The 26,012-nt window shown below is 67.1% G+C and carries 28 protein-coding genes, 3 tRNA genes and 1 pseudogene; 15 read left to right on the plus strand and 17 right to left on the minus strand.

Going from position 1 to position 26,012, the window contains the following annotated elements; translation table 11 throughout:
* Positions 1-114: 114 nt before the first annotated feature.
* Positions 115-1,341, minus strand: coding sequence for a PstS family phosphate ABC transporter substrate-binding protein (locus tag EXE42_RS03125; protein ID WP_092920422.1), 1,227 nt, complete (start codon positions 1,339-1,341; stop codon positions 115-117).
* Positions 1,342-1,548: 207 nt separating this feature from the next.
* On the opposite strand from EXE42_RS03125, the gene EXE42_RS03130 reads away from it, so the two are divergent.
* The 6 genes from EXE42_RS03130 to EXE42_RS03155 all read left to right on the plus strand — a co-directional run bounded on the left by EXE42_RS03130 (position 1,549) and on the right by EXE42_RS03155 (position 5,410).
* On the plus strand, positions 1,549-2,553 hold the full coding sequence (locus EXE42_RS03130; RefSeq protein WP_199240727.1) for a halo transducer protein: 1,005 nt from the start codon (positions 1,549-1,551) through the stop codon (positions 2,551-2,553).
* Positions 2,554-2,559: 6 nt separating this feature from the next.
* On the plus strand, positions 2,560-3,495 hold the full coding sequence (locus EXE42_RS03135; protein ID WP_174548988.1) for a hypothetical protein: 936 nt from the start codon (positions 2,560-2,562) through the stop codon (positions 3,493-3,495).
* Positions 3,492-3,971 carry a hypothetical protein gene (locus EXE42_RS03140; protein WP_137705873.1) on the plus strand — a complete coding sequence of 160 codons (480 nt, stop codon included), beginning with the start codon at positions 3,492-3,494 and terminating at the stop codon, positions 3,969-3,971. The genes EXE42_RS03135 and EXE42_RS03140 overlap by 4 nt, the downstream gene beginning before the upstream one ends.
* A 57-nt stretch (positions 3,972-4,028) precedes the next feature.
* Positions 4,029-4,472, plus strand: coding sequence for a hypothetical protein (locus tag EXE42_RS03145; RefSeq protein WP_137694800.1), 444 nt, complete (start codon positions 4,029-4,031; stop codon positions 4,470-4,472).
* 81 nt (positions 4,473-4,553) lie between these two features.
* Positions 4,554-4,769, plus strand: a complete 216-nt coding sequence (locus EXE42_RS20165) for a hypothetical protein (RefSeq protein ID WP_137705874.1) — start codon at positions 4,554-4,556, stop codon at positions 4,767-4,769.
* A 50-nt stretch (positions 4,770-4,819) separates the two neighbouring features.
* The gene (locus EXE42_RS03155) at positions 4,820-5,410 is read left to right on the plus strand and encodes a mechanosensitive ion channel domain-containing protein (RefSeq protein WP_092920426.1); all 591 of its coding nucleotides are present in this window, start codon (positions 4,820-4,822) and stop codon (positions 5,408-5,410) included.
* 115 nt (positions 5,411-5,525) lie between these two features.
* Here the strand turns inward: EXE42_RS03155 and rpsB are convergent, their stop codons facing one another.
* The 13 genes from rpsB to EXE42_RS03220 all read right to left on the minus strand — a co-directional run bounded on the left by rpsB (position 5,526) and on the right by EXE42_RS03220 (position 11,765).
* On the minus strand, positions 5,526-6,359 hold the full coding sequence (gene rpsB / locus EXE42_RS03160) for a 30S ribosomal protein S2 (RefSeq protein ID WP_137705875.1): 834 nt from the start codon (positions 6,357-6,359) through the stop codon (positions 5,526-5,528).
* Positions 6,360-6,375: 16 nt separating this feature from the next.
* Positions 6,376-7,578, minus strand: a complete 1,203-nt coding sequence (eno, locus tag EXE42_RS03165; RefSeq protein WP_092920428.1) for a phosphopyruvate hydratase — start codon at positions 7,576-7,578, stop codon at positions 6,376-6,378.
* Complete coding sequence (locus tag EXE42_RS03170; RefSeq protein ID WP_092920429.1) at positions 7,578-7,754, minus strand: DNA-directed RNA polymerase subunit K; 177 nt, start codon at positions 7,752-7,754, stop codon at positions 7,578-7,580. Before EXE42_RS03170 ends, eno begins: the two co-directional genes overlap by 1 nt.
* A gap of 2 nt (positions 7,755-7,756) precedes the next feature.
* Positions 7,757-7,951, minus strand: a complete 195-nt coding sequence (locus EXE42_RS03175) for a DNA-directed RNA polymerase subunit N (RefSeq protein WP_006628058.1) — start codon at positions 7,949-7,951, stop codon at positions 7,757-7,759.
* 12 nt (positions 7,952-7,963) lie between these two features.
* Positions 7,964-8,362 carry a 30S ribosomal protein S9 gene (locus tag EXE42_RS03180; RefSeq protein ID WP_092920430.1) on the minus strand — a complete coding sequence of 133 codons (399 nt, stop codon included), beginning with the start codon at positions 8,360-8,362 and terminating at the stop codon, positions 7,964-7,966.
* On the minus strand, positions 8,356-8,805 hold the full coding sequence (locus EXE42_RS03185; protein ID WP_092920431.1) for a 50S ribosomal protein L13: 450 nt from the start codon (positions 8,803-8,805) through the stop codon (positions 8,356-8,358). Before EXE42_RS03185 ends, EXE42_RS03180 begins: the two co-directional genes overlap by 7 nt.
* Complete coding sequence (locus EXE42_RS03190) at positions 8,802-9,155, minus strand: 50S ribosomal protein L18e (protein WP_092920432.1); 354 nt, start codon at positions 9,153-9,155, stop codon at positions 8,802-8,804. Before EXE42_RS03190 ends, EXE42_RS03185 begins: the two co-directional genes overlap by 4 nt.
* Positions 9,156-9,194: 39 nt before the next feature.
* Positions 9,195-9,279 (minus strand) — tRNA-Leu (locus EXE42_RS03195).
* 149 nt (positions 9,280-9,428) lie between these two features.
* A complete protein-coding gene (locus tag EXE42_RS03200; RefSeq protein WP_092920433.1) occupies positions 9,429-10,181 on the minus strand; it encodes a DNA-directed RNA polymerase subunit D in 753 nt (250 codons plus the stop codon).
* A 1-nt stretch (position 10,182) separates the two neighbouring features.
* Complete coding sequence (locus tag EXE42_RS03205; protein ID WP_004046448.1) at positions 10,183-10,572, minus strand: 30S ribosomal protein S11; 390 nt, start codon at positions 10,570-10,572, stop codon at positions 10,183-10,185.
* A complete protein-coding gene (locus EXE42_RS03210; RefSeq protein WP_137705876.1) occupies positions 10,572-11,105 on the minus strand; it encodes a 30S ribosomal protein S4 in 534 nt (177 codons plus the stop codon). The genes EXE42_RS03205 and EXE42_RS03210 overlap by 1 nt, the downstream gene beginning before the upstream one ends.
* Positions 11,102-11,623, minus strand: a complete 522-nt coding sequence (locus EXE42_RS03215) for a 30S ribosomal protein S13 (protein WP_092920435.1) — start codon at positions 11,621-11,623, stop codon at positions 11,102-11,104. The genes EXE42_RS03210 and EXE42_RS03215 overlap by 4 nt, the downstream gene beginning before the upstream one ends.
* Before the next feature lie 56 nt (positions 11,624-11,679).
* A tRNA-Ser gene (locus tag EXE42_RS03220) sits at positions 11,680-11,765 on the minus strand.
* An 838-nt stretch (positions 11,766-12,603) separates the two neighbouring features.
* Here EXE42_RS03220 and EXE42_RS03225 point away from each other — a divergent pair.
* The 9 genes and pseudogenes from EXE42_RS03225 to EXE42_RS03265 all read left to right on the plus strand — a co-directional run bounded on the left by EXE42_RS03225 (position 12,604) and on the right by EXE42_RS03265 (position 22,298).
* Complete coding sequence (locus EXE42_RS03225) at positions 12,604-13,644, plus strand: zinc-binding dehydrogenase (RefSeq protein WP_137705877.1); 1,041 nt, start codon at positions 12,604-12,606, stop codon at positions 13,642-13,644.
* Positions 13,634-13,984: a hypothetical protein gene (locus tag EXE42_RS03230; protein WP_137705878.1), complete on the plus strand. Its 351-nt coding sequence runs from the start codon at positions 13,634-13,636 to the stop codon at positions 13,982-13,984. Before EXE42_RS03225 ends, EXE42_RS03230 begins: the two co-directional genes overlap by 11 nt.
* 83 nt (positions 13,985-14,067) lie before the next feature.
* On the plus strand, positions 14,068-14,646 hold the full coding sequence (gene cmk / locus EXE42_RS03235) for a (d)CMP kinase (RefSeq protein ID WP_092920438.1): 579 nt from the start codon (positions 14,068-14,070) through the stop codon (positions 14,644-14,646).
* Between the two features lie 22 nt (positions 14,647-14,668).
* On the plus strand, positions 14,669-15,646 hold the full coding sequence (locus EXE42_RS03240) for an RNA-guided pseudouridylation complex pseudouridine synthase subunit Cbf5 (RefSeq protein ID WP_092920439.1): 978 nt from the start codon (positions 14,669-14,671) through the stop codon (positions 15,644-15,646).
* Between the two features lie 23 nt (positions 15,647-15,669).
* Positions 15,670-16,857 carry a succinylglutamate desuccinylase/aspartoacylase family protein gene (locus EXE42_RS03245; protein WP_137694794.1) on the plus strand — a complete coding sequence of 396 codons (1,188 nt, stop codon included), beginning with the start codon at positions 15,670-15,672 and terminating at the stop codon, positions 16,855-16,857.
* Between the two features lie 46 nt (positions 16,858-16,903).
* Positions 16,904-16,974 (plus strand) — tRNA-Pro (locus tag EXE42_RS03250).
* Positions 16,975-17,200: 226 nt separating this feature from the next.
* Positions 17,201-17,494, plus strand: a pseudogene (locus EXE42_RS03255) (DUF433 domain-containing protein); the annotation flags it as partial.
* Between the two features lie 7 nt (positions 17,495-17,501).
* Entirely contained in the window at positions 17,502-17,837 is a 336-nt protein-coding gene (locus tag EXE42_RS03260; RefSeq protein WP_137694793.1) for a DUF5615 family PIN-like protein, read from the plus strand.
* 195 nt (positions 17,838-18,032) lie between these two features.
* Entirely contained in the window at positions 18,033-22,298 is a 4,266-nt protein-coding gene (locus EXE42_RS03265) for an Eco57I restriction-modification methylase domain-containing protein (RefSeq protein ID WP_137705880.1), read from the plus strand.
* A gap of 99 nt (positions 22,299-22,397) precedes the next feature.
* On the opposite strand, the gene EXE42_RS03270 is transcribed toward EXE42_RS03265, so the two are convergent.
* The 3 genes from EXE42_RS03270 to EXE42_RS03280 all read right to left on the minus strand — a co-directional run bounded on the left by EXE42_RS03270 (position 22,398) and on the right by EXE42_RS03280 (position 25,848).
* The gene (locus EXE42_RS03270; protein WP_092923384.1) at positions 22,398-22,583 is read right to left on the minus strand and encodes a hypothetical protein; all 186 of its coding nucleotides are present in this window, start codon (positions 22,581-22,583) and stop codon (positions 22,398-22,400) included.
* 112 nt (positions 22,584-22,695) lie between these two features.
* Positions 22,696-25,188: a cation-translocating P-type ATPase gene (locus EXE42_RS03275; RefSeq protein WP_137705881.1), complete on the minus strand. Its 2,493-nt coding sequence runs from the start codon at positions 25,186-25,188 to the stop codon at positions 22,696-22,698.
* A gap of 456 nt (positions 25,189-25,644) precedes the next feature.
* Complete coding sequence (locus EXE42_RS03280) at positions 25,645-25,848, minus strand: hypothetical protein (RefSeq protein WP_137705882.1); 204 nt, start codon at positions 25,846-25,848, stop codon at positions 25,645-25,647.
* Between the last annotated feature and the right edge of the window lie 164 nt (positions 25,849-26,012).

The following is a 26,012-nucleotide window of genomic DNA, read 5'->3' on the forward strand; positions in this document are numbered from 1 at the left end:
TCGTTCGCGTCGAGGGCGGGTTCCGAACGCCGCGGGGGAGCAGGCGTCCGAGGGGAAGTGCCCCCTCGGGGAGCGCGGCGGATCCCGACGGCGCGCGACCGAACTCCCTCCGCGCTAGGGCATCAGGAGGTCTTCCGTGGCGACGGACGAGACCTTCTCTTTCATCGCCTCGAGGTCGCTGGTCGGGAGCGGGATGTAGTTGCTCCCCTCGACGAAGACGGTCTGCCCGTACTCGTTGAGGAACATGTTGATGAACGCCGCCTCGCGCCGGTCGTACCCGCCGCCGTCGGGGTTGCTCTCCTCGATGAGGGTGTACATGTGGAGGTCACGGTTGAGCGGGTACTCGGAGTCGAAGATCGTGTTCTCCGCGTCTCGGCTGGTCTCGTACAGCGTGCCGTCGAAGTTGATGGCGATGGGCGTGACCTCCGGACCGGTGAACGCCAGCGCCATGTACGCGATGGCGCCCTCGTTCTGGGCGACCGCCTGCGCGACCTGCTGGTTCTGCCCGAAGCGCGTGTCGACGCCGGACATCGAGGCGTCGGCGCTGCCGAGCATGTTCAGGCGGAACGAGGTGTCGGTGCCGGACCCCTCGGCGCGGCCGATGGCGTAGATCTCCTGGTCGTAGTCGATCCCGTCGATCTGGTTCCAGTTGGTGATCTCGTCCTGGTAGATGCCGCGAATCTCCTCGCCGGTCAGCTGGCTAACGCCGGCGTCGACGACGTCGGAGCTGACGACAACCGGCTGGCCGTCGCGGCCGACGACGTTGTCGACCACCGTGTTCTGCGCCTTCTCCTCGCTCCAGTCCAGTTCGGCCGTGATCGGCCCGGAGGAGTTGCCGATGTCGACGAGCCCCTCGGTGACGGCCTCGCAGCCGGTCCCGGAGTGGCTCAGGCCGACCGTCGTCGGGAACGGCGGGGAGGAGCGCTGGTCGGTCGGCTCGAAGCCGAACTTCGAGGCGAAGTAGTCGGCGAGGAGCATGTCGTCCGCGCCGTCGGACGCGAGCTGCTCCCAGCCGGGCACCGAGCCCTCGTCGTTCGCACCCCAGTACTCGCCGTCGCTCGGCGGGGCGTTGGAGTTCCAGTACGAGCTCCCCGTGTTCGAGATCGGGTACACCGTCGAGGAGCCCTCGGCGTTGAGCAGCGCCGTGTTCGAACCCGAACCGCCACCGCTGCTGTCGGACATCGTGTTGCCGCCGCCGGAGCCCCCTCCGCTGCCGCCGGAGGCGTCGCCGCCGTCGGTGCTGCCCCCGCAGCCCGCCAATCCGGCGGTCCCGAGCGCCCCGGACGTGATGAGCACTTTCCGCCGCGACACGCCGCCGTCGACCCAGTTCCGGTCTGACATCGAGTAGTCACACGGACCAGCTCATTAAACTGTTTTATATTTCTGATATTTTCGAGTCGGTACTCGTAGCGAGTGCGCGGTACCGATACGTTGCGCTCCGGAGAACGATGTCTTCTATATAGAACGCAATATCGCTAAGTTGAGAACTATCCGTCAACGATCGGCTCTGACGGAAGGTATACACCGCCCTGTACAGAAGGGCGCGGTATGAGCCAACTCGCGCTCGGGGAGCGCCCCCTCGACGAGCTCGTCGACGCCGTCACGGAGCGGACGGACGAGGACCCGGAGTCGGTCCGTCGGTGGCTCGACCCGTTCACCGACGGCGGGACCGTCACCCCCGCGGCGGTCGAGGCGACCGTCACCGACGTGTCACAGATCATCGCGACCGCCGAGACGCGCGCCGACCTCGCGACGCGGGCCCGCGAGAGCGCGAGCGACGCGGTCGCCGACGCCCCCGACCTCGACGTCGTCGACGTCCGCGACAGGGAGTTCGACGAGCGGCTCGCGGACCTCCGCGAGGAAGTCCAGGCGCTCAGCGCGGCGCTCGGCGCGGCGACCGACGACCTCGACTCGCCGGTGCGCGTCTACCGGGCCGCCGTCGAGCTCCACGATATCACGACGGACGCACAGAACGTCGTCCGGACCGCTCACGACCTCGAAACCGAGCTCGAGGCGTTCGAGGCGTGGCTCGGCTCCGCCGACCGACGGCACGGCGGACTCGCCGCCGACGTCGACGCCGCCGCGGAGTCCGCCGAGTCCGTCGCGGAGACCGTCGCGTCCCTTCGGGAGGCGACCGATCCCGACCGAGCGCGACGGTTCGACGCCGCCGTCCAGACGCGGGTCCTCGACGTCGTCGTCGACGACCTCCGGGCGGAGGCGGCCGACCTCCGCGCGTGGGCCGAGCGCGACGGCGCCGACTTCCCGACGGACGTCGACGCCCGGATCGACGAGGTCGAGACCGAGGTGGCGGCGAGCGCCTCGGCGCTCGCCGACGGCCCGAGCCTCGACGGCGAGTTCGGCGACCGTCTCGACGAGCTCGACGCGGCGCTGTCCGACGTCGAGCCGCCAGTCGCGTGGGGGCTCGTCGACGAAACGGTCGCGGAGGCCCGGGCGTCGGCCTCGGCGGACGAGTCGGCGACGGGCCCGGCGGCGAGCGACGACACGGGGCCATCGGAGAGCGGACGGGCCGTCGACCGGAACGGCGCTCGATAGCCGCCGATGCGGACCGCACTCACCAGCCCCACCGAGGGCTCGCGACCGGTACGCGCGTCTCGCAGGCCTCGGGCCGCCGCCGCGGCCCTCTTGGTCCTCCTCGCGGGGTGCGGAGGGGTCGTCCCCGGCGGATCGCCCGCCGGCGACTCCGCCCCGCAACTCCAGTCACCGGCGGGCCCGTCGAACGCGACGCCGAACGAGAGCCTCGCGGACGCCGAGTTCCCGGCGGGGTTCTCCCGCTCCGGGGTCGACCTGACCGTCGCGCGCGAACGGTCCGTCGCGTTCCTCCGGACGGGGCCGGTGTCGGGCACCGCGCTCGAACGGTTCCGGGCCGGGGCGTACGCCGACTACCGGTACGAGGCGGACTCGAACCGGACCCGGTTCCGACTCGACGTCCACAACGGCTACGTCGACATCACCCGCAACGACGTGTACGTGGACGGCGGCGTTCGGTACGTCCGCAGCGCGCGGAACCGCCGGGCGTCGTTCGACGCCGAGAACGGGTCGGTGGCCGAGACCAGGCACCGGGCCGCCGACTCGATGTGGGCCGTCGCCTCGCGGATCCTGACCGTCGGCGACTTCCGCGCGGTCGACGCCGGCGGCGAGGGCGACGAGCGCCGCATCCGGTACGTCGCGACCGGGGTCGCGGTCCCGAACGCCACCGACGTCCGGGGGTCGCTGACCGTCGACGGCGACGGGGTCGTGCGGGAGGCGCGCCTCCTGTACGTCCGGGCCGGCGAGCGGAAGCGGTTCGAGTACGCGGTCAGCACCGGGGCCGGCGACGTGGCGCCGCCGCCCTGGCTCCCGGCGGCGCGCGCGGACGCGAGCCCCCCGGCGAGCGCGGAATCGCCTGCGGCGGCCGGGGCGACGGCGCCCGCGCTCGCGGCGGGGAGCCCGGCGCGGCGGGCCGACGGAGCGGCCGCCGGAGGGGGTCGGCGATGACTCGCCGTCGGGCGCTCGCCTGCGTCCTGTTGCTCGTCACCGCCGGGTGCGCGGGCCTCGGCGGCACCGCCGCCGACGTGACCGTCGAGAACGCGCAGGCGACCGAGTACCGGATGACGGCGTACCTGATCGAGGAGCCGGTCGGCGCCGGCAACGTCACCTTCCGGGCGACGAACGAGACCGGCGCGCGGACGACGGTAGAGCGGTTGCGGTTCGAGACCGACGGCCCGTACTACAATGCCTCGCTGAGCGCCGAGTGGAACGCGACCGAGCGGCGCTTGGTCGTCTCGCCGGGCCAGACGCGGACCGCCACGTTCGACGCCTGGGAGCCCGGTACGGCGGTCGTGTACGTGTTCGAAGCGCCGGACGGGCGAGTGGTCCGGACCTCGTTCGCCGACTGTCCCCGCGACTCGCTGAGCCACACGTTCGTGTTCTCCGACGGCCCGGAGAACGGCTACCGGTCGACCTGCTCGTGACCGGACCGCACGACCGGAGGCGATCATTTAACTCGGTATCCGGACAACGAGTGACCGATGCCCTCCGCAACTCGCCGCACGTTCGTCGCCGGACTGTCGACGGCGCTCGTCGTCGCCGCCGCCGGGTGCGCCGGAAGTGGCTCCGACTCGGCTCCCGCCCACTGGGTGAGCGTCTACCTCGGAGAGCGCGAGGAGACTCACGACGTGACCGTCGCGGTCACCGACGCGAGCGGCGCGACGCTGTTCGAGGAAGCGTATCGCCTCTCGGACGACAACGAGGCCGAGGAGGACGAGCCCATTCCCGGGTCGTCGGAGCCGGAATCCGTCGTCGTGACCGTCGACGGCGTCAGATTCGAGCGGGACTGGCCGGGGGTCGAGCGGCCGGGACTTCCCTGCGGGGATCCGAACCGCAGCGGCGTCGAACTGTGGATCGAGTCCGCCTCCGACGGGACGCCCGCGTTGCGGTTGGAGACCGGGTGTCAACGCGTGGCAAACGAGTAGGCTGCGCCGACGACCGGTATATATATCCGTACATACGGCTCTTAGCGGCGTTTAATATCGTGTCCGTCGCACGGGCAGGTAATGGGTCGCTTCCACTCGGACGTCGAACCGCACCACCTCGACATCGACATCGACGAGTACGAGAACGCGTACGTCGTCGGTGACGTCCACGAACGACTGATGCGACTCGCGAGCGAGCGGGTGCCGGACGACCGGTCCGACGGCGACTCGGAGCCGCGGCGCGAGCCGAGCGTCGACCTCGACGGCGTATTCACCTCCGACACCGACGCGAACTGACGCGGCGGTCGTCCCGTACCTTTTCCATCCGGGCGCGTGTTCGGGTCGGCATGACGCGGATCTCGTCGCTCGTCGCCCGCTCGCTCACCGACTTCGTCGAGGGGTTGGCCGTCGCGATACCGCGGCTGCTCTCGGGGGTGGTGTTCCTCGCGCTGGCGTACGTGACGGTGAAGGTCGTCCTCGCGCTCGTTCGGGGGTCGATCGACCGGGTGTACATCGGTGACCGCGAACTCGTCGGCGACCTGATCGCCACGCTCGTGGCCATCTTCCTCTGGTTCGGCGTCGCGCTCACCTTCCTCAAGGTGCTCGGGATGGGCGACATCGCGGCGAGTCTGGGCACCGCCGTCGGCTTCATCGCCCTCGGGGTCTCGTACGCGCTCTCCGAGATGATCGAGGACACGGTGGCGGGCGTCTACCTCCTCCGCGACCCCGACTTCAACGTCGGCTATCGCGTCGAGGCGAAGGGCGTCACCGGCACCGTCGCCGCCATCGAGCTCCGGAAGACGCGGATCGACACGGACGCCGGCGACCGGATCGTGATGGCCAACCGCGAGATCGAGCCGCGCTGGACCCACGACGTGCCGGCGGCCGACGCGACGGGTGACGACGAGCCCTCGTCGGCGGACGGCTCAACCGCGTAACAACGCGCAGACGTGAGGACGGCGTTGGGGGTGATCGATCCCCGCGAGTCGAGATACCGGCGGCTCGCGGACGTCGAACGGGCGAACGGGAACCGAAACGCGAAAAACGACCGGCCTACAGTTCGTCCTCGAAGTCTTCGAGGGCGAACACGGTGTCGGCGCCGCGGCGGTCGAGCGTCTCGTTGGCGAGGAGCCAGTAGACGACCGACAGCGCGCGCCGACCCTTGTTGTTCGTCGGGATGACGAGGTCGACGTTCGACAGCTGGTTGTTGGAGTCGCACATCGCGATCACCGGGATGCCGACGGTGATGGCCTCCTTGACGGCCTGCGCGTCGCCGATCGGGTCGGTGACCACGACGACATCCGGCTCGATGTAGCCGGCGTAGTCGGGGTTCGTCAGCGTGCCCGGGATGAAGCGACCGGTGCGGGCGCGGGCGCCGATGGCGTCCGCGAACTTCTCGGCCGGGAACCGACCGTACTGCCGCGAGGACGTGACGAGGATCTGCTCGGGATTGTAGTTCTCGAGGAAGTCCGCGGCCGTGCGGATTCGCTCGTCGGTGAGGCTCACGTCGAGGACGTACAGCCCGTCGTCGCGGACGCGGTGGATGAACCGCTCCATGTCCTTCGTCTTCTGCTGGGTCCCGATGTGGACCCCCGCCGAGAGGTAGTCCTCGACGGGGATCAGCAGGTCGACGTCGTCGTCGGGCATGACGTCGTCGTCGAACGGGGAGGCGTCGTCGTCCTCCTCCTCGGTCTCCTCCGCGGCCGCGGCGGCGGCCTCGCTCTCGGCGTCGGCGGCTGCTTCGGGTCCGGCGTCGGCGGACGCCCCCTCGGCAGCCGCGTCGGCGGTCGGTTCCTCGGTCGTGTCGGCCTCCTCCTCGACCGCCGCGTCGACCGCCTCGGTCTCCGCGTCGTCGTCGAGTTCGACCGCGTCGTTGTCTTCGCTCATGCGTGGTGTCGGTCCGTCATACCGCGTCGTCCGCGATGCGGACCAGTTCGTTCAGCTTGGCCGTTCGCTCGCCGCCGACCGTGCCGGTCTTGATGTAGCCGGCGTCGGTCGCCACGGCGAGGTGTGCGATGGTCGTGTCCTCGGTCTCGCCCGAGCGGTGCGAGATGACCGTCTCGTACCCGTTGCGAGCGGCGAGCTCGACGGCGTCGAACGCGTCCGACAGCGTCCCGATCTGGTTCGGCTTGATCAGGATGCTGTTGGCCGCGCCCGCGTCGATCCCGTCTTCGAGCCGCTCGACGTTGGTGACGAACAGGTCGTCGCCGCAGATCAGCGTCCGGTCGCCGACCCGGTCGGTCAGCGTCGCGAACGCCTCGTAGTCGTTCTCGTCGAGCGGGTCCTCGACGTACGCGAGGTCGTACTCGTCGACGAGGCCGGCGACGTACTCGATCTGTTCGTCGGCCGACTTCGTTTCGTCGCCGTACACGTACGCCTCTCGGTCGTCGTCGTACAGCTCGGCGGCCGCCATGTCGAGGCCGAAGCGGATCTCGAATCCGACGTCGTCCTCGACGCGATCGACCGCCTCGTCGACGACCTCGAACGCCTCGGCGTCCGAGATGGGGGGCGCCCACGCCCCCTCGTCGCCCTTCGCCGCGGGCACGCCGCGCTCGTCGAGCACGTCCGCGACCGCCGCGTGGACCGCGGCGTTCGCGAAGACGGCCTCCGAGACGCTCGGCGCGCCCACGGGCGCCGCGAGGAACTCCTGAATGTGGGTCGCCTCCTTGGCGTGTTCCCCGCCGCCGACGACGTTGCCGAGCGGAACGGGGAAGTTCTCGCCGCGGAACGCGCCGCCCAGGTGCTGGTACAGCGGCGCGCCCAGCACGTCGGCGGCCGCCTTCGCCGCCGCCATCGAGACCGCGACCGCGCTGTTGGCGCCGATGGCCGAGAAGTCGTCCGTCCCGTCGGCGGCCCGCAGGGCGTTGTCGACCGCGCGCTGGTCGCCCGCGTAGACGCCCTCGAGGCGCGGCACCGCGTGCTCGCGGGCCTTCGCGATGGACTCGCTCGCGGGCAGTTCGATCGCCTCGTACTCGCCCGTCGAGGCCCCGCTTGGGGCCGCGCCCCGCCCGAAGCCGCCGGACTCGGTGAGCACGTCCGCCTCGACCGTCGCGTTTCCGCGCGAGTCGAGCACGCGGCGGAGCGAGACGCTCGTGATCCGCGTCATCAGCTCTCCCTCCGGACGGTGAACGGGAGCGCGCCCGCGTCGTACTCCTCGGCGGCGACGAGGATCGGCTCCGTCTGGTCCGTCTCGATCAGCACGGGCGCCCCGTAGGACACCTGTAGCGCTCGCGCACCGAGGATGCGTGCCTTCTCGTATCGATTGTATCGCTGTCCTGACATAGTTACTGGTACGGCGAGACGACGTCGACGAGGTCGCGGTGGCTGACCAGCATGCGCCGGCAGCAGTGCCGGTCGACCCCGAGGTCGTCGAGGACCTCGCCCGGGTCTTCGTCGCCCTCGCGAGCCCGCTCTTTGAACTCTTCCCAGTGTTCACCCACGACGTTGCCGCACGTGAAACACCGGACGGGGATCATCATGACTGGATCACCTCAGCGGTAGGACTTCTGGTAGCGAGCGCGCGCGCCGGGTCCGCCCCACTTCTTGGGTTCGGACTGGCGCACGTCGTTGACCAGTAGGGTGCGGTCGAAGTTCATGTACGCGTCGCGCAGCTCGGCGTCGCCGAGGTGCTGGACGAGTCCGCGGGCGATGGCGGTCCGCGTCGCGTCCGCCTGGCCGCTGAAGCCGCCGCCCTGGACGTCGATGTCGATGTCGACGCCGTCGCGGAGCTCCTCGCCCGCGATGCGGAACGGCTCCAGCATCTTGAGCCGCGCCTGTTCCGGTTCGACCAGCTCGACTGGCTGGGAGTTGATTCGCACGCGACCCTCGCCCTCGCGCACGGTGGCGCGGGCGACGGCCGTCTTCTTCTTGCCTGAGGTGTTCGTTACCATGTGACGTTGGCTCCCAGAGACTCGGAGATGTCCCCGAGCGTGGTGAATTTGATGTTCGAGAGGCGGTCGAGCGAGGTGCCGTCGAGGACGACGCTCTCGACGTCCTCGTCGCGCTCGTAGGGGTTCCCGACGTACACGCGCACGTTCGAGAACGCCTCGCGGCCGTCCTCCGACTTGTACGGCAGCATGCCCCGGATGGCGCGCTTGAAGATCCGGTCGGGGCGCTTGGGGTAGTACGGCCCGCTGTCCGAGCCGAGCTCCGCGCGCTTGTGGTACGTCTCCATCGTCGCCTCCTCGTTGCCGGTGATGACGGCTCGCTCGGCGTTGACGACGGCGACGGTCTCCCCGGCGAGGACGCGCTGGGCGACCTCCGAGGAGACGCGACCGAGGATGCAGTCGCGGGCGTCGACGACGACGTCCGCGTCTATCTTCGCGAGACTCATCGGACCACCCGGACGTTGCTTCCTTCGGGGTTCTGTTCGATGAACTGTTCCAGCGTCACCGCCTCGCCGGTCTGATCGATCTTCGTCCGGGCGGTCCCGGAGAAGTCGACCGCGGCGACGGTGACGTTCGTTTCGAGCACACCGCTGCCCAGCACCTTGCCGGGGACGACGACCGTCTCGTCTTCCTGAGCGTACCGTTCGATGCGGCCCAGGTTGACCTCAGCGTGCGTGCGCCGTGGCTTCTCCAGTCGGTCGGCGACGTCCTGCCACACGTTGGCACCGGAGTCACGCGAGACCGACTTCAGATCGGCGATGAGGTTCTGTAGTTTCGGATTCGTCTTGCTACTCATGGCTGTCCCTCCTGAACGGAGAGTTCGTGGAAAACGGAGTGCAGGGAGCAGGATTTGAACCTGCGGACCTCTACAGGACAGCGCCCTGAACGCTGCGCCGTTGGCCTGACTTGGCTATCCCTGCGTGCACTCCACCGTATTCCGGCTCCCTTCAAACCACTTTCGGTCCCGCCGTCCACCGCCTCGGCCGCGGGCGCTCCGGCGCTGGGAGCGGGGCCGCGGCTGGCGGCGGGGGCGACGGTCAGGGGGGTGGTTCGAAGGGCCGTCATTTCCTTATACTGCGACTTTCGTCTGTAGTTCGTCCGCGCGCGCCTCGATGGAGTCGATCGCGCGGAGCAGCAGTTCCTCGACGTCGAACGAGCCGTCCGTCTCGATGTGGAAGACGAACGCGCCCGGCACGTCCTCGACCGCGACCTCCTTCCCGGGGAACCGTTCCGAGAGGTCGTTGTCGAACTCGTCGGTGAGCTCGATGTCGCCCTCGGGCGTCTCGATGACGCCGCGGAGGATGTTCGGCTCGTCCTCGTCGAACTCGCCCCGGTCGCCCTCGACCGAGACGCGCTGGAGGTGGCGGTAGCCGACGGAGACGCCGCCCTGGTGTTTGGCGTGCTCCTTCCCGGTGTCTAACACCGCCGTCGCCTCGAACTCGAGGCGCTGGCCCTCCTTCAGCTCGATGATCGGAACGTTGTCGTCCGCGACCCCGACCAGCGGGTCGGCGCACTCGATGTCCCCGGAGTACGCGGTCGCCGGTCCCTCGACGTCGAGCGCGAGGGTGACCTCGTCGCCGAGTTCGAAGTCGTCGAGCGGCGTCGTCAGGGGAACGAGCCCCAGCCGAAGCCCGATCATCTCGTCGAACATGACCGAGGAGTTCTCGACGAACTGGACCGTGTCTATCGAGAACGTCGGGACGTCGGCGATCATCGCCCGGCGGATGCCGTTGGCGAACGCCGGCGTGAGCCCGCGGATCAGCACCCGCGCGCTGCGTTCGTCCCGTTCGACGTACTGGACGTCGAATTCGTCTTCGGTCATGTCAGACTCGCTTGTTCTTCGGCGCCTTCGTCCCGTCGTGCGGGATCGGCGTGACGTCCTCGATGCGACCGATCTCGACGCCCGCACGCGAGAGCGCGCGGATCGTCGCCTGCGCACCGGGACCGGTGGACTTGTTGAGGTTGCCGCCGGGGCCGCGCACGCGAACGTGGACGCCCTCCAGACCGGCGTCCTTCACGCGCTCGGCGACGACCTCCGCCATCTGCATGGCGGCGTACGGCGACGCCTCGTCGCGGTTCTGCTTCACCACGGTGCCGCCGGACGACTTGGCGATCGTCTCGGCGCCCGTCTCGTCGGTGACCGTGATGAGCGTGTTGTTGAACGACGCGTACACGTGGGCGATGCCCCACTTTCCGTCCTCGGATTCACTCATTAGTTGCTCTCCTGTGACTCCGCGCGCTCGGGGTGGAGATCGTCCGCGAGCGGGCTCGTCTCGTCGAAGGCGATGGCGCCCTCGTCGTCGACGTCCACCTTCACCGACGGGCGCGTGACGCGAGCGCCGTTGACGGTGATGTGGCCGTGGACGATGAACTGGCGGGCCTGCTGGGTCGAGGAGGCGAATCCCTGGCGGTAGACGACCGTCTGAAGCCGGCGCTCCAGTAAGTCGGTCACGTCGAGCGACAGGACCGTCGAGATGTCGTCGTTGTCGCCGAGGATGCCGATGCGGCGGAGCCGTGCGACGAACTCCGCGCCGGCGTCCTGGGCGGCGTCGACGTCGCCCTGCGCCTCGCCGAGCAGCCGTCGGGCCTCCCGGCGCATGTTACGCAGTTCGGACTGGGCGCGCCAGAACTCCTCTTTGTTCTTCAGACCGTACCGCGAGAGGAGGTCGGACTCCTCGGCGATGCGCTCGCCCTGGTACGGGTGGTTCGGCGTCTCGTAGCCCTTGGTGTTCTTTCCGGTGCTCATTCGTCGTCACCCTCCTCTTCGTCGGCCATCTCCTCGCGGATCTCCTCGACGTTGACCCCGATGGTCCCCTCCGAGCGACCCGTGGACTTGGTGCGCTGCCCGCGGACCTTCTGCCCGCGCTTGTGGCGCACGCCCTTGTACGATTCGATGATCTTCATCCGGTTGATGTCGTGACGGCGCTTCTCGCTGACGTCGGTGCCGACGAGGTGCGTCGTCTCTCCGGTGAAGAAGTCGTTCTGTCGGTTCGTCATCCACGACGGGACGTGGTCTTCGAGGTTCTCGGCGATGTCGACCACCGCGTCGATGTCATCCTCGTCGAGGAGCCCGAACGTGGCGTTTCGGTCCACGTCGGCCTTCTCGGCGACCAGCCGCGCCGTGCGCGTGCCGATGCCGTCGAGTTCGGACAGGCTTCGCTCGACCGTCTTCGTCCCGTCGAGGTCCGCGCCCCCGATCCGAACGAAGTACTGGAGGTCTTCCTCCTCCTCCGGCGAGTCGTCCTGTGATTCTTCCGTGCTCATGTGTTGGTTGTGGTGAGCCCTACCGGCGCGAATCCGGCGGTACTCGTCCGTTCGAGCGTTGCGGCGGGGATTCGAACCCCGGAGGCAGTGACGCCACAGAGTTAGCAACCCTGCGCCTTGGGCCAGGCTTGGCTACCGCAACCCGCGTTGTATCATCGCCCTCTCGGACTCGGGGCCCGACGCCCCTACAGTTCGTGCGTTCGTTACCTCCCGCTTTCGGTACTTAAACATCACGAAACGGTCGGGGTGCTGTGGGGGTCTCGCACGGTCGTCGCGTCGGGAGTATCGAGGGGCGACGAGGTCGCGAAGGACGCGTAGAATCCGTCGAGACGGCGCTGTTGGAGCCCTGTTTTTCAGATGTTTTCCCGTCTGAAACGGCCGATCGGTGAGTTGTGCTTCTTGATCGATCGCGGGAGTGAGTATCGCAGATCGGCGGTGGCGGGAGCGTATTTAAAAGGCGATGAGCGACGGCGACGAGCGCTTATAAATGGCAGGCGGTGGCGCGCCTGCGAGCGGCCGCCCTCGGCGGCCGCGAGCCAGCCCGCGAGGGAGTCAGTCGCCGGAGCGAAGCGGAGGCGACTGACGAGGTTGGGGAGGCGTGAGGTGCCGTGCGGGGCGGGACTCAAAGGGGCAGTCGCGAGGCGGCCGCAGGCGACGTAAGCACCGCAGCGAAGGAGCGCCAGCGACTGAGCGAGGAGCACAGCGAGCGTGCGTCCGCCTCGCGACTGGGGCTTTGGAGGTACTCACCGCAGTAGCGTCAATCACTTATAAACAGCCGACAGCAACACCGCAATCTGAATTATAAACGACCGCTCTCAAGACGTACTACACTCACTCCCGAAATCGCTCGTCGCTACGTCTGTGTTGACCGAGACCGGGTAGAACGTGTCTCTCTCAGAGGGTTTCACCAGAGCCATCGAGGCGCACCGCCCGTTTCCGTGAGGCGTACTGTTTAGTGGATCCCGCGGGAGAGTCCGACCATGAAGGCCGTTCAGTTCGCCGACCACGGCGACCGCGACGTGATCGAGTACGGCGAGTTCCCCGACCCCGAGCCGGACCGCGGCGAGGTGCTCGTCGACGTCAAGGCCGGCGCGTTGAACCACCTCGATATCTGGACCCGACGCGGGATGCCCGGCATCGACTTGGAGATGCCGCACGTCCCGGGCAGCGACGCGGCCGGCGTCGTCGAGGCCGTCGGTGAGGGCGTGACGCGGTTCGAGCCCGGCGACCGCGTCGCCGTGAGCGCGGGCGTCTCCTGCGGCGAGTGCGAGTTCTGTCGCAACGGCGAGGAGTCGCTGTGCGTCTCCTTCCACATCATCGGCGAACACGTCCGCGGCGTTCACGCCGAGAAGGCGACGGTCCCGGCGGCGAACCTCGTTCCGGTCCCGGACGGCGTCGACTGGGAGGTCGCCGGCTCCGCCTCGCTCGTCTTCCAGACCGCGTGGCGAATGCTCCACACGCGCGCCGAAATCGAGGCGAGCGAGAAGGTCCTCGTCTTGGGCGCCTCGGGCGGCGTCGGCCACGCGGCCGTCCAGATCGCCGACCACGCGGGCTGTGAGGTGTACGCGACCGCCTCCACCGAGGAGAAGCTCTCGCACGCCGAGGAGTGCGGCGCCGATCACGTCATCGACTACGAGGCGAACGACTTCGCGGACGAGATCGACGAACTCACCGGCAAACGCGGCGTCGACGTCGTCGTCGACCACGTCGGCGAGGCCACCTACCCCGACTCGCTGAAGTCGATGGCGAAGGGCGGCCGGCTCGTCACCTGCGGCGCGACGACGGGCGGGAATCCGGGCGCCGGTCTCAACCGCATCTTCTGGAACCAGCTGTCGGTGCTCGGGTCGACGATGGCGACGCCCGGCGAGGTCGACGACGTACTCGAACTCGTCTGGGACGGCACCTTCGAGCCCCGCGTTCGCGAGGTCCTCCCGATGAGCGAGGCGGCGCGCGCACACGAGATGATAGAGAACCGTGAGGGCTTTGGCAAAGTGGTGGTAAAACCGGACAGTGAGTTCTGAGACCGACGCGACCGACGCGGACGGCACCACCGACGGCGGCTACGTCCACGTTCCGGATGCCGACGGCGGCGAGGGCGACGAGCCCGTCGGCCTCGGGTCGTCGACGGCCGACGACCCTTCCGCCGACGGCTTCGGTCGCAAGGGGTGGGCGCTGACGGCGGCGATCTTCACCTGCGCCCTCGTCATCCCGGGGATCATCTACGTCTACCCGTACGCGGCGGGCTGGTTCGGCCTCCCCTTCTTCGCGACGTACCTCGCGCTCCCGCTCGTCCCCGCGCTCCTGCTCGGCCTCGTCGCGGTCTGGTCGATGACGGCTGCGACGGCGGACGGCGAGGCGTGAGCGAGTCGGCGACGCGGTCCGGGAGTCGACGCCCGACGCGACCGAACGACAACCGTTTTGAACGACACCCGCGCAGTGACGATATGTTGATCACCGTCTCCGGCCCGCCCGGCAGCGGGAAGAGCACCAACGCCGCGCAGCTCGCTGACGCGCTCGGTCTCGGGCACGTCTCCGGCGGCGACATCTTCCGCGAGATGGCGGCCGAACGCGACATGACGCCCGTCGAGTTCAACGAGTTCGCCGAGGAGGACCCCCAGATCGACCGCGACCTCGACCGTCGGCTCCGCGAGATCGCCGTCGACCGCGACGACGTCGTCCTCGAGTCGCGGCTCGCCGGGTGGCTCGCGGCCGACCACGCCGACTTCCGGTTCTGGTTCGACGCGCCGCTTTCGGTCCGCGCGGAGCGGATCGCGGAGCGCGAGGCGAAGCCGGTCGACCGCGCGCGAACGGAGACGGAGCGCCGCGAGGCCTCAGAACGCAAGCGGTACGAGGAGTACTACAACATCGACATCGAGGACCTCTCGATCTACGACGCCGCGTACAACACCGCCCGCTGGGGGCCCGAGCGCTTCCTCGACGTCCTCGTCGCGACCGTCGAGGCGTACGACCCCGCGGACGACGAGGGGAAGTCCCCGGTCGAGGGCGTCGTGTACGACTTCTGAACCGCCCGCCACCGCACCACCCATGACAGACGCCTCCGACGCCGACGCCGACGAACGCGCCGACGGCGAGGACCCCCTCAGAGCCCCGCCCGAGGAGCGGTCGGTGTCGGAGTTGCTCCGGTTCGGCGTCGTCAACCTCGACAAGCCAGCCGGCCCCTCCTCGCACCAGGTGTCGGCGTGGGTGCGCGACGCGGTCGACGAGACGCTCGCGGCGCTCGACCCCGAGGGCCCCCCCACCGGCGGCGTCGCGCACTCCGGCACGCTCGATCCGAAGGTCACCGGCTGTCTCCCCACGCTGACCGGGGACGCGACGCGCATGGCGCAGGTGTTTCTGGAGGGTACCAAGGAGTACGTCGCGGTGCTGGAGCTCCACGGGTCGCCCCCGGCGGACTTCCGGGACGTCGTCGCGGAGTTCGAGAGCGAGATCTACCAGAAGCCGCCGCGGAAGAGCGCCGTCAGCCGCCGGCTCCGCACGCGGACGGTTCACGACCTCGACGTGCTGGCGGTCGACGACCGGAAGGCCCTCCTCCGGGTCCGATGCGAGTCGGGAACGTACGTGCGGAAGCTGTGCCACGACATCGGGCTCGCGGCGGGCGTCGGCGCGCACATGGGGCACCTCCGGCGCACCGCCACCGACCCGTTCGACGACCGCGACCTCCGCACGCTTCAGGACTTGGTGGACGCGCTCGCGTGGGCCGAGGACGGCGACGACGCGCTCCTCCGCGAGGTGGTCCGTCCCGCCGAGGACGCCCTGACACACCTCCCGGCCGTGAGGATCGCACCGTCGGCCGCGCGCAACGTCGCGACCGGTGCGCCCGTGTACGCGCCCGGCGTGATCGACGTCGACGACGCCGCTCGGCCGGACCGCACCGGCGACGGGGATCCCCCCCTCATCGCGTGTTTTACCCCCGACGGCACCGCGGTCTGTCTCGGGCGAGTCGTCGGCGATCCGGACGCCGACAGCGGGGTCGTCGTCGACTTAGAGCGCGTTCTTTTATAACTCCACTACCCTCGAACCCGGGTATGGACGAGTCTGACGCGGACGGGGACGAGGGCGGCCGAATAGCACTCGGGAGCGCGAGCGCGGGGCCGGGGACGCTCGACCGCGGCCGGCTCCCGGTCGCGGACCTCCCGACCGGGGGCTCGGAGGCGCTGCCGGTCGCGGTCGCGAACGGCGCCGGCGACGGGCCGACGCTGTGGCTCACGGGCGGCGTCCACGGCGACGAGGCGACGGGCGTCGCGGTCGTTCAGGACGCGGTCGCGGCCCTCGGCGACCGCCTCGCCGACCTCGCGGGCGCGGTCGTCGCGGTGCCCGTGGTCTCCCCGGCCGGACTGCGCCGGAACGCGAGGGAGACGTACTACGCCGACGAGGACCCGAACCGCCACTTCCCGGACGCCGACGCGGAGTCGGCCCGCCCGCCGAAGCTCCAGGAGCGGATCGACGCCCGGCTGTACGCCGCGATCACGGGTGACCCTCCGAGCGACGCGGGCGAGTTCGCCGTCGAGACGGTCGGGACGAACGCGGCCGCGGACGCGCTGATCGACTGTCACACCGCGGGCGTCGGCAGCGACCCCTTCGTCATCCGGGACCGTGTCCTCCACGGTGACCGCCGGAGCGCGTCCGAGGCGACCGCGCTCTCCGAGGAGCTCGGCCGGCTGGTCGACGCGTTCGGCCTCCCGGTCGTCCGGGAGTACCCCGCGGCCGAGTACGTCGAGGAAAACCTCCAGCGGTCGACCGCCGGCGCCGTGCTCAACGAGGCGGGTATCCCGGCGTTCACGGCGGAGTTAGGCGCGCACAGCGTCGTCGACGACGCGCTCCTCGACGCGGGCGTCGCGGGCGCGTTCGGCGTCGCGGTCGAGATGGGCCTGCTGGCCGCCGGCGACGTGCCCGCGTCGGTCGACGAGTCCGGCGTCGGCGTCGATCCCGCGCCCGTCGAGTTTCCCGTGCGGCGCTTCCGGAGCGCGACGACGGACGCCGCCGGACTCGTCCGGCACCGCGTCGCGGCCGGCGACGCGTTCGCCGAGGGCGACGCCCTCGCTGACGTGGTCGACGCGGCGGGCACGGAGCGCGCGACGGTCCGCGCCGACGCGGACGGCTACGTCCTCGGCCGCTGCGAGGGGCTCGCCGTCTACGAGGGCGACCCGATCGGCAGCCTCGCGGTCCGGGACGACGGCGACCTCGTGGTCCCGCGGGACGCCGGCGAGGAGTGAAGCGAAGTCCTTAATTACCGGACCGTCGTTTCTCGTCGTGTAGTCAGGGACCGTGGGGTAGTGGTATCCTATGCGGATGGGGTCCGTATGACCTGAGTTCGACTCTCAGCGGTCCCATCAGATTCTTTACAGATTGCCGTTATCGGCAGTCTCAACGCCTTCTAACGCCCGAAAAACGCATTCGAGGGTGCGCTATGAACCGCCAAATCGGCGGTTCCGACGAAACCGCGCAGTGCCAGTACCGTGATGATGATATCTCTGACATAGACCGAATAGTACTCGCTGAAGCCAGCGATGGCCGCTAGAGCGACGTTGTATGTTTTCTCGGCTAATACGCGCGGGTATGGCACAGTCGTCGGTTCGGATCGCGACCGAGGTCCACGACGAGCCGCATATCGAGGGGCGGCGCGTGACCGTCCGGCGGATTCAGGGGCTCGTCGAGGGGGCCGGAAAGTCGGCCGACGAGGTGGCCGACCAGCTCGACCTCGACGTGGCGGACATGTACGGCGCGCTCCAGTACTACCACAGTCACCCCGACGGGATGGCGGCGGTCGAGCGTCAGCGGGCTGACCGCGAGGCTGCGGCGCAGGAGGCGGGTGCGGTGTCGCTGTCGGAGCTGAAAGGCGACGAGGGCGCGAAACCGGATGGAGTATCGGGTCCTCGTCGACGAGGACACGAGTCCGCGGGTCGCGGAGTCACTCCGGGGAAAGGGCGTCGCCGCGGAACACGTCCACGAGGCGCTTTCTGAAGGCGTCGACGACGAGTCGATCGCGGCGTTCGCTCGCGAGGGCGGCTACGTCGTCCTCACGCACGACACCGATTTTCTCGACGCGGAGACGCGAGGGGACGTGCCGGTGCTCTACTACGCCGACGATACGACGGACACCTACGCGATCGCTGACCGCGTCGCGGCGGTGGTCGAGTCGATGCCGGACCCGACCGACCTGCGCCCGATCGTGAAGCTCAACGAGCGGGGCTGAACGTCGTGGTCGAAACGCGCCAGTAGGTCGAGACGGCGCTGATCGGCGGGCGTTGGGTGCGACTGAGGCGGCGTCGGGAGATCGGTTCTAATCGCTACCTGAGAGTGTTGTCTCGGTGTCGGCCCGCGACCGTTCGGAATCTGTGACTATCTCCGTCATCTATTTAATTGCGCTGACGTGTGGGTTTGATATTCAATGAGCCAAGCGACGCTCGGAAGCGGTCCCTACCGGAATTCCAGCCTCTTCTCTGGCTACTATCTCGACGAGCGCGTTGCCGACCTCGACGCGTGGGACTGTGACGCCGAAGCCGAGGAAGCGTTCGAGCAGATTCGTGACCTCTGGAACCGGGAGGGAGCGCTCTTGCCCTCCTACAAGGAGGACGAACTGATCGACACGTGGATCGCCGAGGTTCTCGACATCCTCGGGTACGGCACGAGTTCCGAGGTGACGCTCCCGGACGGCGGGGGCTACGTCGACCGGCTACTCTTCGAGAACAAGGACGTACGCCGCGAGAGTGCCCGGCAGGCGCTTGACAGCGGCACGGAAGGGCACTTCTCCCGGGCGCTGTCGATCCTCGAAGCCAAGCAGTGGGACGCCGACTTTGAGAAGTTCTTCTCCGAACAGCGGTCCTATCGCGACGCGTCTCACCAGATCAAGTTCTACCTCGAACGGACTCCCGGCGATCTGAACTGGGGGATCCTCACCGACGGGAAGAAGTGGCGGCTCTACGGCACGAAGGACTACGAGACACAGACGTACTACGAGGTCGACCTGCCGGAGATTCTGGAGAGCGGGAACCTAGAGGCGTTCAAGTACTTCTACGTCTTCTTCCGGCCCGGAGCGTTCGTCGAGACGGCCGGGAGTTCCTTCCTCGACGACGTGTGGTCCGAATCGGAGACGGCCGCACAGGAACTTGGAGAGGACCTCCAAGACAACGTGTTCCGAGCGCTGCGGGTCCTCGGAAAGGGGTTCGTCGAGTCGAACGATCTGGAAATCGATCCCAACGACGAGGACGGACTCAGCGCCGACGAACTGAAAGAGCAGTCGCTGGTGCTGCTCTACCGGTTGATGTTCGTCCTCTACGCCGAGTCGCGGGGGCTGATCGACCCCGACGACCCGGCCGCCAGCGAGGAATATCAGGAGTACTTCAGCCTCGAAGCGAAACGCGAGGAGATACTCGACGAGGTCGACGGGCTTGACGTCGAGTCCGGCGCGGCGTTCGAGCAGGAGTTCAGTCAGTACTCCTCGTCGATCTGGGGTCGGCTCTCGGAGCTGTTCGAGCTGATCGACGAGGGCGAAGAGGACCTCGGCATTCCGCCGTACAACGGCGGGCTGTTCAGCCGTGAGGACCACGAGTTCCTCGCGGAAAACTCGGTCTCGGACCCGGCGATCGCCGAGGTCATCTTCCGGCTGTCGACCACGGAGAACGACGAGGGCGAGTACGTCCCGGCGGACTACGCCGACCTCGACACGCGGCACCTCGGCTCGATCTACGAGGGCCTGCTGGAACACGAGTTCCGGATCGCGCCGGAGGCGGGCATGGCCGCGGTCGCGGAGGACGGCGGACAGGTGTGGAAGCCCGGCGACGAGGTCTCCGTGGCGGACGCGGTCGAGGTCGTCGACGAGGGCGGGCTGTACGTCGTCAACGACGAGGGCGAGCGCAAGGCCACGGGGGCGTACTACACGCCGGACTACGTGGTCACCTACATCGTCGAGGAGACGATCGACCCGCTGATAGACGAGATTCACGCGGACCTCGAAGCCGACGGGCTCTCCCGGAGCGACGGGGAGTACTTCCGGCGGTTCTACGACCGCGTGACGGACCTGACGGTTCTCGACCCCGCGATGGGCTCGGGGCACTTCCTGACGAAGGCGACGGGCTACCTCACCGAGCACGTCATGAGCGTCGTTCGCGAGCAGGAGATTCAGTCGTACGACGAGCAGGACATCCGCCGGACGATCTCGAAGGAGGTCATCTACGGCGTCGACCTGAACGGGATGGCGGTCGAGCTCGCGAAGCTCTCGATGTGGCTGGAGACGCTCGCGGCGGACCAGCCGCTCGCCTTCCTTGACCACCACCTGAAGGACGGGAACTCGCTCGTCGGCAGCGACATCACGGAGGTCCTCTCCGACGACACCGAGGAGAACGACGGCCAGCTAACGCTCACACAGGCGTTCGCACGCGTTCGGCAGGACACCCTCGGGCACGTGATGGACCTGATGGCGGACCTGCTGGCGTACGACAACGACTCGCTGGAGAGCGTGAAATCGATGGAGGAGCTGTACGACGAGATCCGCGACGACCCGCTGTACACGCGCCTCTTCGAGTTGGCGAACGTCCACACCGCCGAGGAGTTCGGCGTCGACGTGCCCGAGGACGCCTACGAGCAGATGGCGGGGGCGATCGAGGACGAAGCCGATTGGGCAGAGATCCGCGAGGAGCCGTGGTTCAAATCGGCACAGGCGACGGCCGCCGAGCAAGACTTCTTCCACTGGGAACTGGAGTTCCCTGAGGTGTTCTTCGACGCCGACGGTGAGCGGATGCCTGAAGCCGGTTTCGACACCGTGATCGGGAATCCGCCTTATGTGCGAATCCAAGAGCTACAGACAAATGTGCCAGAACGGGCGGAGTATCTCTCTAGATATCGATCCTCCGAGCAGAATTTCGATCTCTATGTAAACTTCACCGAGAAGGGGTACGAATTGTTATCCCCGAGGGGGCTACTCGGGTTTATTGAGCCTCACAAATTCTTCCAAAATGAATTTGGAAGAGGTATCCGCGAGTTCCTCGCAGACAATGATTCCCTCGATAAGATCCTCTCATTCGGTCACAAGCAGGTGTTTGGGAACGCCTCTGTCTATACCTGCGTCCTTATATTGAGCAAATATGACGAGGACGGACTCGAATATGCTGAAGTCGATCCTGCGGATCTAGCAACTGGGAAAGATCCTAATTTCCGTCACATCAATCCTGAACTTGACGGAGATGCTTGGGTATTCCAATCGCCAGAAGTTCTAGAGATTATTCAGGAAATCGAGGATAACCCACTAAGTCTAGCTGATGCTACGAAGAAAATATATCAGGGAATCATAACGAGTGCTGATAGTATTTTCTTGGTGGAAACCACCGAACAGATGGGAGATCTGACAGTTGTAGAAAACGGACATGGTGAGCAATTTAAGGTAGAATCAGAGCTTCTACACCCCTTTTTGAAAGGAAAAGACGTGAAACGATATGCTCCCTTAAATCCGCCTCTACAAATCATCTTACCATACCGGGTTGATGACAACGAACTAGACTTCATACCAGAAGAATCCCTTCGTTCAGAGTTCCCACGAGCATTTGAGTACTTCAAGAGTCACGAGTCGAAGCTTCGATCGCGTGACAGTGGTAGTATGGACACGGAACGGTGGTATGACTTCACTCGGGCCCAGAACATGGGTGAATTTCTGAATGACAAAATAGTCACTCCCGAGATCAGCTACGGGGGTAACTTCACGTTAGACGAGACTGGTGTACTCCATAAGTCGAAAGTTTACGGCATCGTGTCGGAAGAAAACATCGACAATGAATACCTTCTGACTTTACTGAACAGTAAGCTGTTCTGGTTCTACCTAAGGAGTACTGGATACGTACTCCGCGGCGGCTACTTTACCTTCAAAACGGACTACTTGGAACCGTTCTGTATCCCGTCGATCGGAGCGGCGAGCAAAAAGCTGAATTCAGAACGCCTTGTTGAAAGAGCGAATAATCTGTTCGCTACCGGAAACGCAGTGGATTCTGGAGATGGCCCGTCTTATCAGGAAATTCTCCGAGCTCTGGCTGCGGAACGGATTACTCAAGAAAAAGAGCAGTCAGTACTCAATACAAATCTTACAGACCATCTTGGGACCTATACGAATGGGCCTGAGCTAGGAGATATTGGTTTTGAACAACCTCCAGAAGGCTCGACGCCGACAATACTCCAGCAGACATCTGACGAGAAGACAAACCTGCGGACCGGTGACTCGACGATTAAGCGGGTCTCAAGAAACACGGTTGAAATCCACCTCACTGCTCGCTACAAGCCCGACGATGAGGACGCACACGAGACGGACCAGTGGGGCTACACGGAGACGGAGTACCTGCCGGCGTTCCGTATCACGGACCTCACGGAGCGCGAGGCGGACCTGATCGAGCACTTCGTCCCGGTCGCGGTCGACGAGGCGGGCGGCTTCGCGAACTTCCGCGAGACGGCGACGAAGACGAACTCGCTGATCGACCGGCTGAAGGCGATCGAGGTGCCGGACGTCGACGACGTGGCCGACGACTTGGAGAACTACCTGGACACGAAGGAACGCGCCGCGGAGCTCGACGCGAAGATCGAGCAGACGGACCGGCTTATCGACGAGATCGTGTATGAGCTGTACGGGCTGACCGACGAGGAGATCGAGATCGTCGAGGAGGCTGTTGAAGACTAGATCTACGAAACGAAGTGCGGACTACCGGACGTAGTGACCGAATCAGGACGTTTCGGACGGCCGACTCTGCGACTTCGGGGCCGATACCGGACGGGACCGCTACGGACTGGCGCGGAACTCGCCGTGCTTCATCCCGAAGAAGTACGCGACCACCGAGAACGCGATCATCGAGGGGAGGACCATCATGAAGACGGTCGAGGGTGTCATCACCGCGGTCAGCGCGACCGTTGCGACGGCGACGATCGCGGCGAGCGGAACCACCGAGCGCGTGAAGTCGAATTCCATGGGTGTGGTTGTGCCTAGACAAGGATAGTCCTTTAGAAACGAACGCGATGCGGATCCGGACAACGACCTCAACGATCGGATCGACGATGCTCGGGTGACAGATAGCGACTCTTCACCCGAGCAGCTTCCGCCGAGTATTCGCGGCGATCACCCCGCCGCCGGCGATGACCGCAGCCGCTGCTGTCAGCGGATTGAAGAACCCGACGGCCAGCGCCGCGAGGGCGATGCCGTTGTAGGAGAACGCGAGGAGGTTGTTCTGTTTCACGCGACGACGGGCCGCTCCCGCGAGGTCGAAGGCGGTTTCGACGGAGCGGATGTCGTTGTCGACGATCGCGATGTCGGCGGCGTCGGCGGCCAACGCCGTCCCGCCGCCCAGCGAGATGCCGAGGTCGGCGGCGGCGAGCGCCGGCGCGTCGTTGGTGCCGTCACCCACCATCGCGACCCGGCCGTCGGATTCGAGCCGCCGGATCGTCGCCGTCTTCCCCTCCGGCGGAACCGTCGCAAAGACGTGCGTCACGGCGTCGTGTCGCTTGAAGAAGTCCGTCGCCTCCTCGTCGTCGCCCGTCAGGACGACGACCTCCGTGCCCCGTTCCCCGAGCCGAGAGACGGTGTCGTCCCAGCCGTCCCGCGGCTCGTCGCCGACGACGATCAGCCCCTCCGCCGTCCCGTCGCGACCGATCACGACCGGCAGCTGACCGAACCCCCGAGCGTCGGCGACCCGAGACCTGATGTCGTCGTCGACGGTCCATCCCCGCTCCGCGAACAGGTCGAGGTTCCCGACGAGATACGACGTGTCGCCGATCACGCCTTCGATACCGGACCGATGGGTCGTGAACTCGCGTATCCGATCGCCGCCTTCCGTTCCGGTGGCGTCGTCCGCCGAGTCCGACTGATCCCCCGTGTCGTCGCCCCCGTCCCTGCCGGCGAACGCCGTCGCGATCGCGTTCGCAGCGGGGTGTGACGCCCGTCGTTCGAGCGCGGCGACGGCGTCGAGCAGCTCGGGGGGCGCGTCCGCTTCGATCACCTCCATCTCTCCGGTCGTGAGCGTCCCCGTCTTGTCGAAGACGACGACGTCGACCTCGCGGAGCCGTTCGAAGACCGTCTCGTCGAAGATGATGATCCCGCGACGGAGCGCACTGGAGAGGCTCTTCGCGACCGACAGCGGCGTCGCGAGTCCGAGGGCCCACGGCGAACCGGCGAGGAGGACCACCAGCGCGAGGCGGACGGCGTCCGGCGGGCCCATCCCGAACGCGAGCGCACCGACGCCGCCGACCGCGACGGCGGCTCCGGCGACGACGAACACAGCGTACGACGCGAGCCGGTCGGCGTGCCGCTGGACCCCGTGCGTCGCGCTCTGTAGGTCCCGGACGGCGGTCGTTATCCGGTCGATGCTACTCGTCACGTCCGGGCCGACGCGGACCAACGCCGCGCCGTCCGTCACGATCGACCCCCCGATCACGTCGTCGCCGGCGCGTTTCGACACCGGAAGCGACTCACCGGTCACGATCGCTTCGTCGACGGTACAGCCATCTTCGACCAGTTCGCCGTCGACCGGCACGCGCTCCCCCCGTCGAACGAGGACGACGTCGCCCGCCTCGAGGTCCTCGACGCGAACGTCCCGAGTGGTTCCGTCCGAGTCGTACGTCCGCGCCCGCTCGACCTGCGATATCGTGAGCTCGGTGAGCCGGTCGAGCGCGCGCTGTTTGATCGACGACTCGTAGAACACCGACGCGGTGACCGCAGCCGTTACGACGATCGCGAGGTCGTAGAAGATGTCGTTCTGTCCGAGGACGACGGCCGCCGTACTGTACAGATACGCGCTCACCGCGGTGATCGCGACCAACAGGTCGGTGTTCGGGCGCCGCATTTTGAGACTGATGTACGCACCCCGCAACACCGGAAGCCCGGTGAACACCAGGATGAGTCCGGTCATCACGAAGTACAGCCGGAGGAACACGAACGCGCCCTCGCTGTTCAACTGAAACGCGCCCTCGAATATCGCGAGCGCTTGCCAGTCGAATATCGACGCGAGGTGTGCGGGATACAGGATCGCGACGTACGGGACCAACAGAAACGCACCGAAGAGGAACCCGAGCGAGTACCGCATCCCCAGGAGCTGGTCGTCCCGCCGCTTCCGAATGCCACCCATCTCCCGTGACCGGCGCGTCGTCCCGCCGGCTGTGTCCGCCTCTGTCGAGGCGTCGTCACGGAGGTACGCCGTGTACCCGAGCGTACTCAACGCGTCACGCAGCGCGCCCTTCGAGACGGTTCCTGGGTCGTGGTCGACGCGGATCGTCTCCGTGACGTAACTCGCCTCAGCGGCGGTCACTCCCGCCCGGTTCTCGGCGAGCGACTCGAGATACGCTTCACACGTCGCGGAGTACATCCCGTCGATCCGCAAGAACGTCCGGGAGTCATCCGAGTCGGGCAGACCGTGTCCGTCCGGTGTCCGCTCGGGTGTGGACCGGTCGACGTCGGGCGGGTCGGCAACTCCGAGCGTCGCATACACGTCGTGACACCCGCTCGAGCAGAACGCGCGCTCACCGGGTGCTTCAAAAGAGGACGACTGAATCGATCGACCGCACAAGGAACACTCGTTGCTCATACTGCGACGGGCGCGACTCGTTTCCTCAGTCGGACAGCGCGCAGACCCGAGCGAGCATCACGGCACATGCTTCTTTCATACAGTAGTAGTGAACTTGTAATGAGACGGTTGATCGTACCCACGTACGAGGCTCACGTTTATGTGACCATCGCTCTCTATCGAACGGCACTCCGTCCGGAGATCGATGCGAAATCAACGGGTCATATATCCGATCTCGTCGTGCGCCTGGGAGCGTGCGACCACGTCTCGTCTCGACTGCTCGTCCCGGGGTTCGTCCGTCGCACCGCTCGCAACGGCGTATTCACGACGAGTGGAACGAACGGGCCCCGTGGTCGTCCTGCCACGCAAACGCGTGGAGACGGCGGGTTTCGACGCGCCGGAGCCGGCGACCGTCGTCACTTTCGCCCGTCGTGAGCGTCCACGCCGCACCGTCACATACCCACTCGTACTAGGCTACTACATGTAACTGTGAGCGAACTCGAAATCGACGCCGACACCACGGCCGTCCCGATCGCCGGTCCGCAGATCGACGTCCCGAAGCCCGAGAGCGAGGCGTGAGACGAGGTCGGCGAGACCGTCGTGGAGAACGCCGTCGTCGACGAGTTTCGTCGGATCCGCGACGCCGCTCCCGACCCTCGTCTCGGCTCGCTCGTCGGTCACCTCCTCCGGGGCGGACTCGTCGGCGCGCTCTCGGCGCCGCCGCCGCTTCCGGATCGGCAGACGATCCGAGACCAGGTGTCGGGAGCCATCGTCGATAGCGGATCGATCGCCGCTCGCCGGTCGAGCACGTTCTCGGTTCGGTCGAACCGCCTGTGCGCTCTCGA

It is taken from the genome of Halorubrum sp. SP3, assembly GCF_005435195.1.
Classification (GTDB): domain Archaea; phylum Halobacteriota; class Halobacteria; order Halobacteriales; family Haloferacaceae; genus Halorubrum; species Halorubrum sodomense.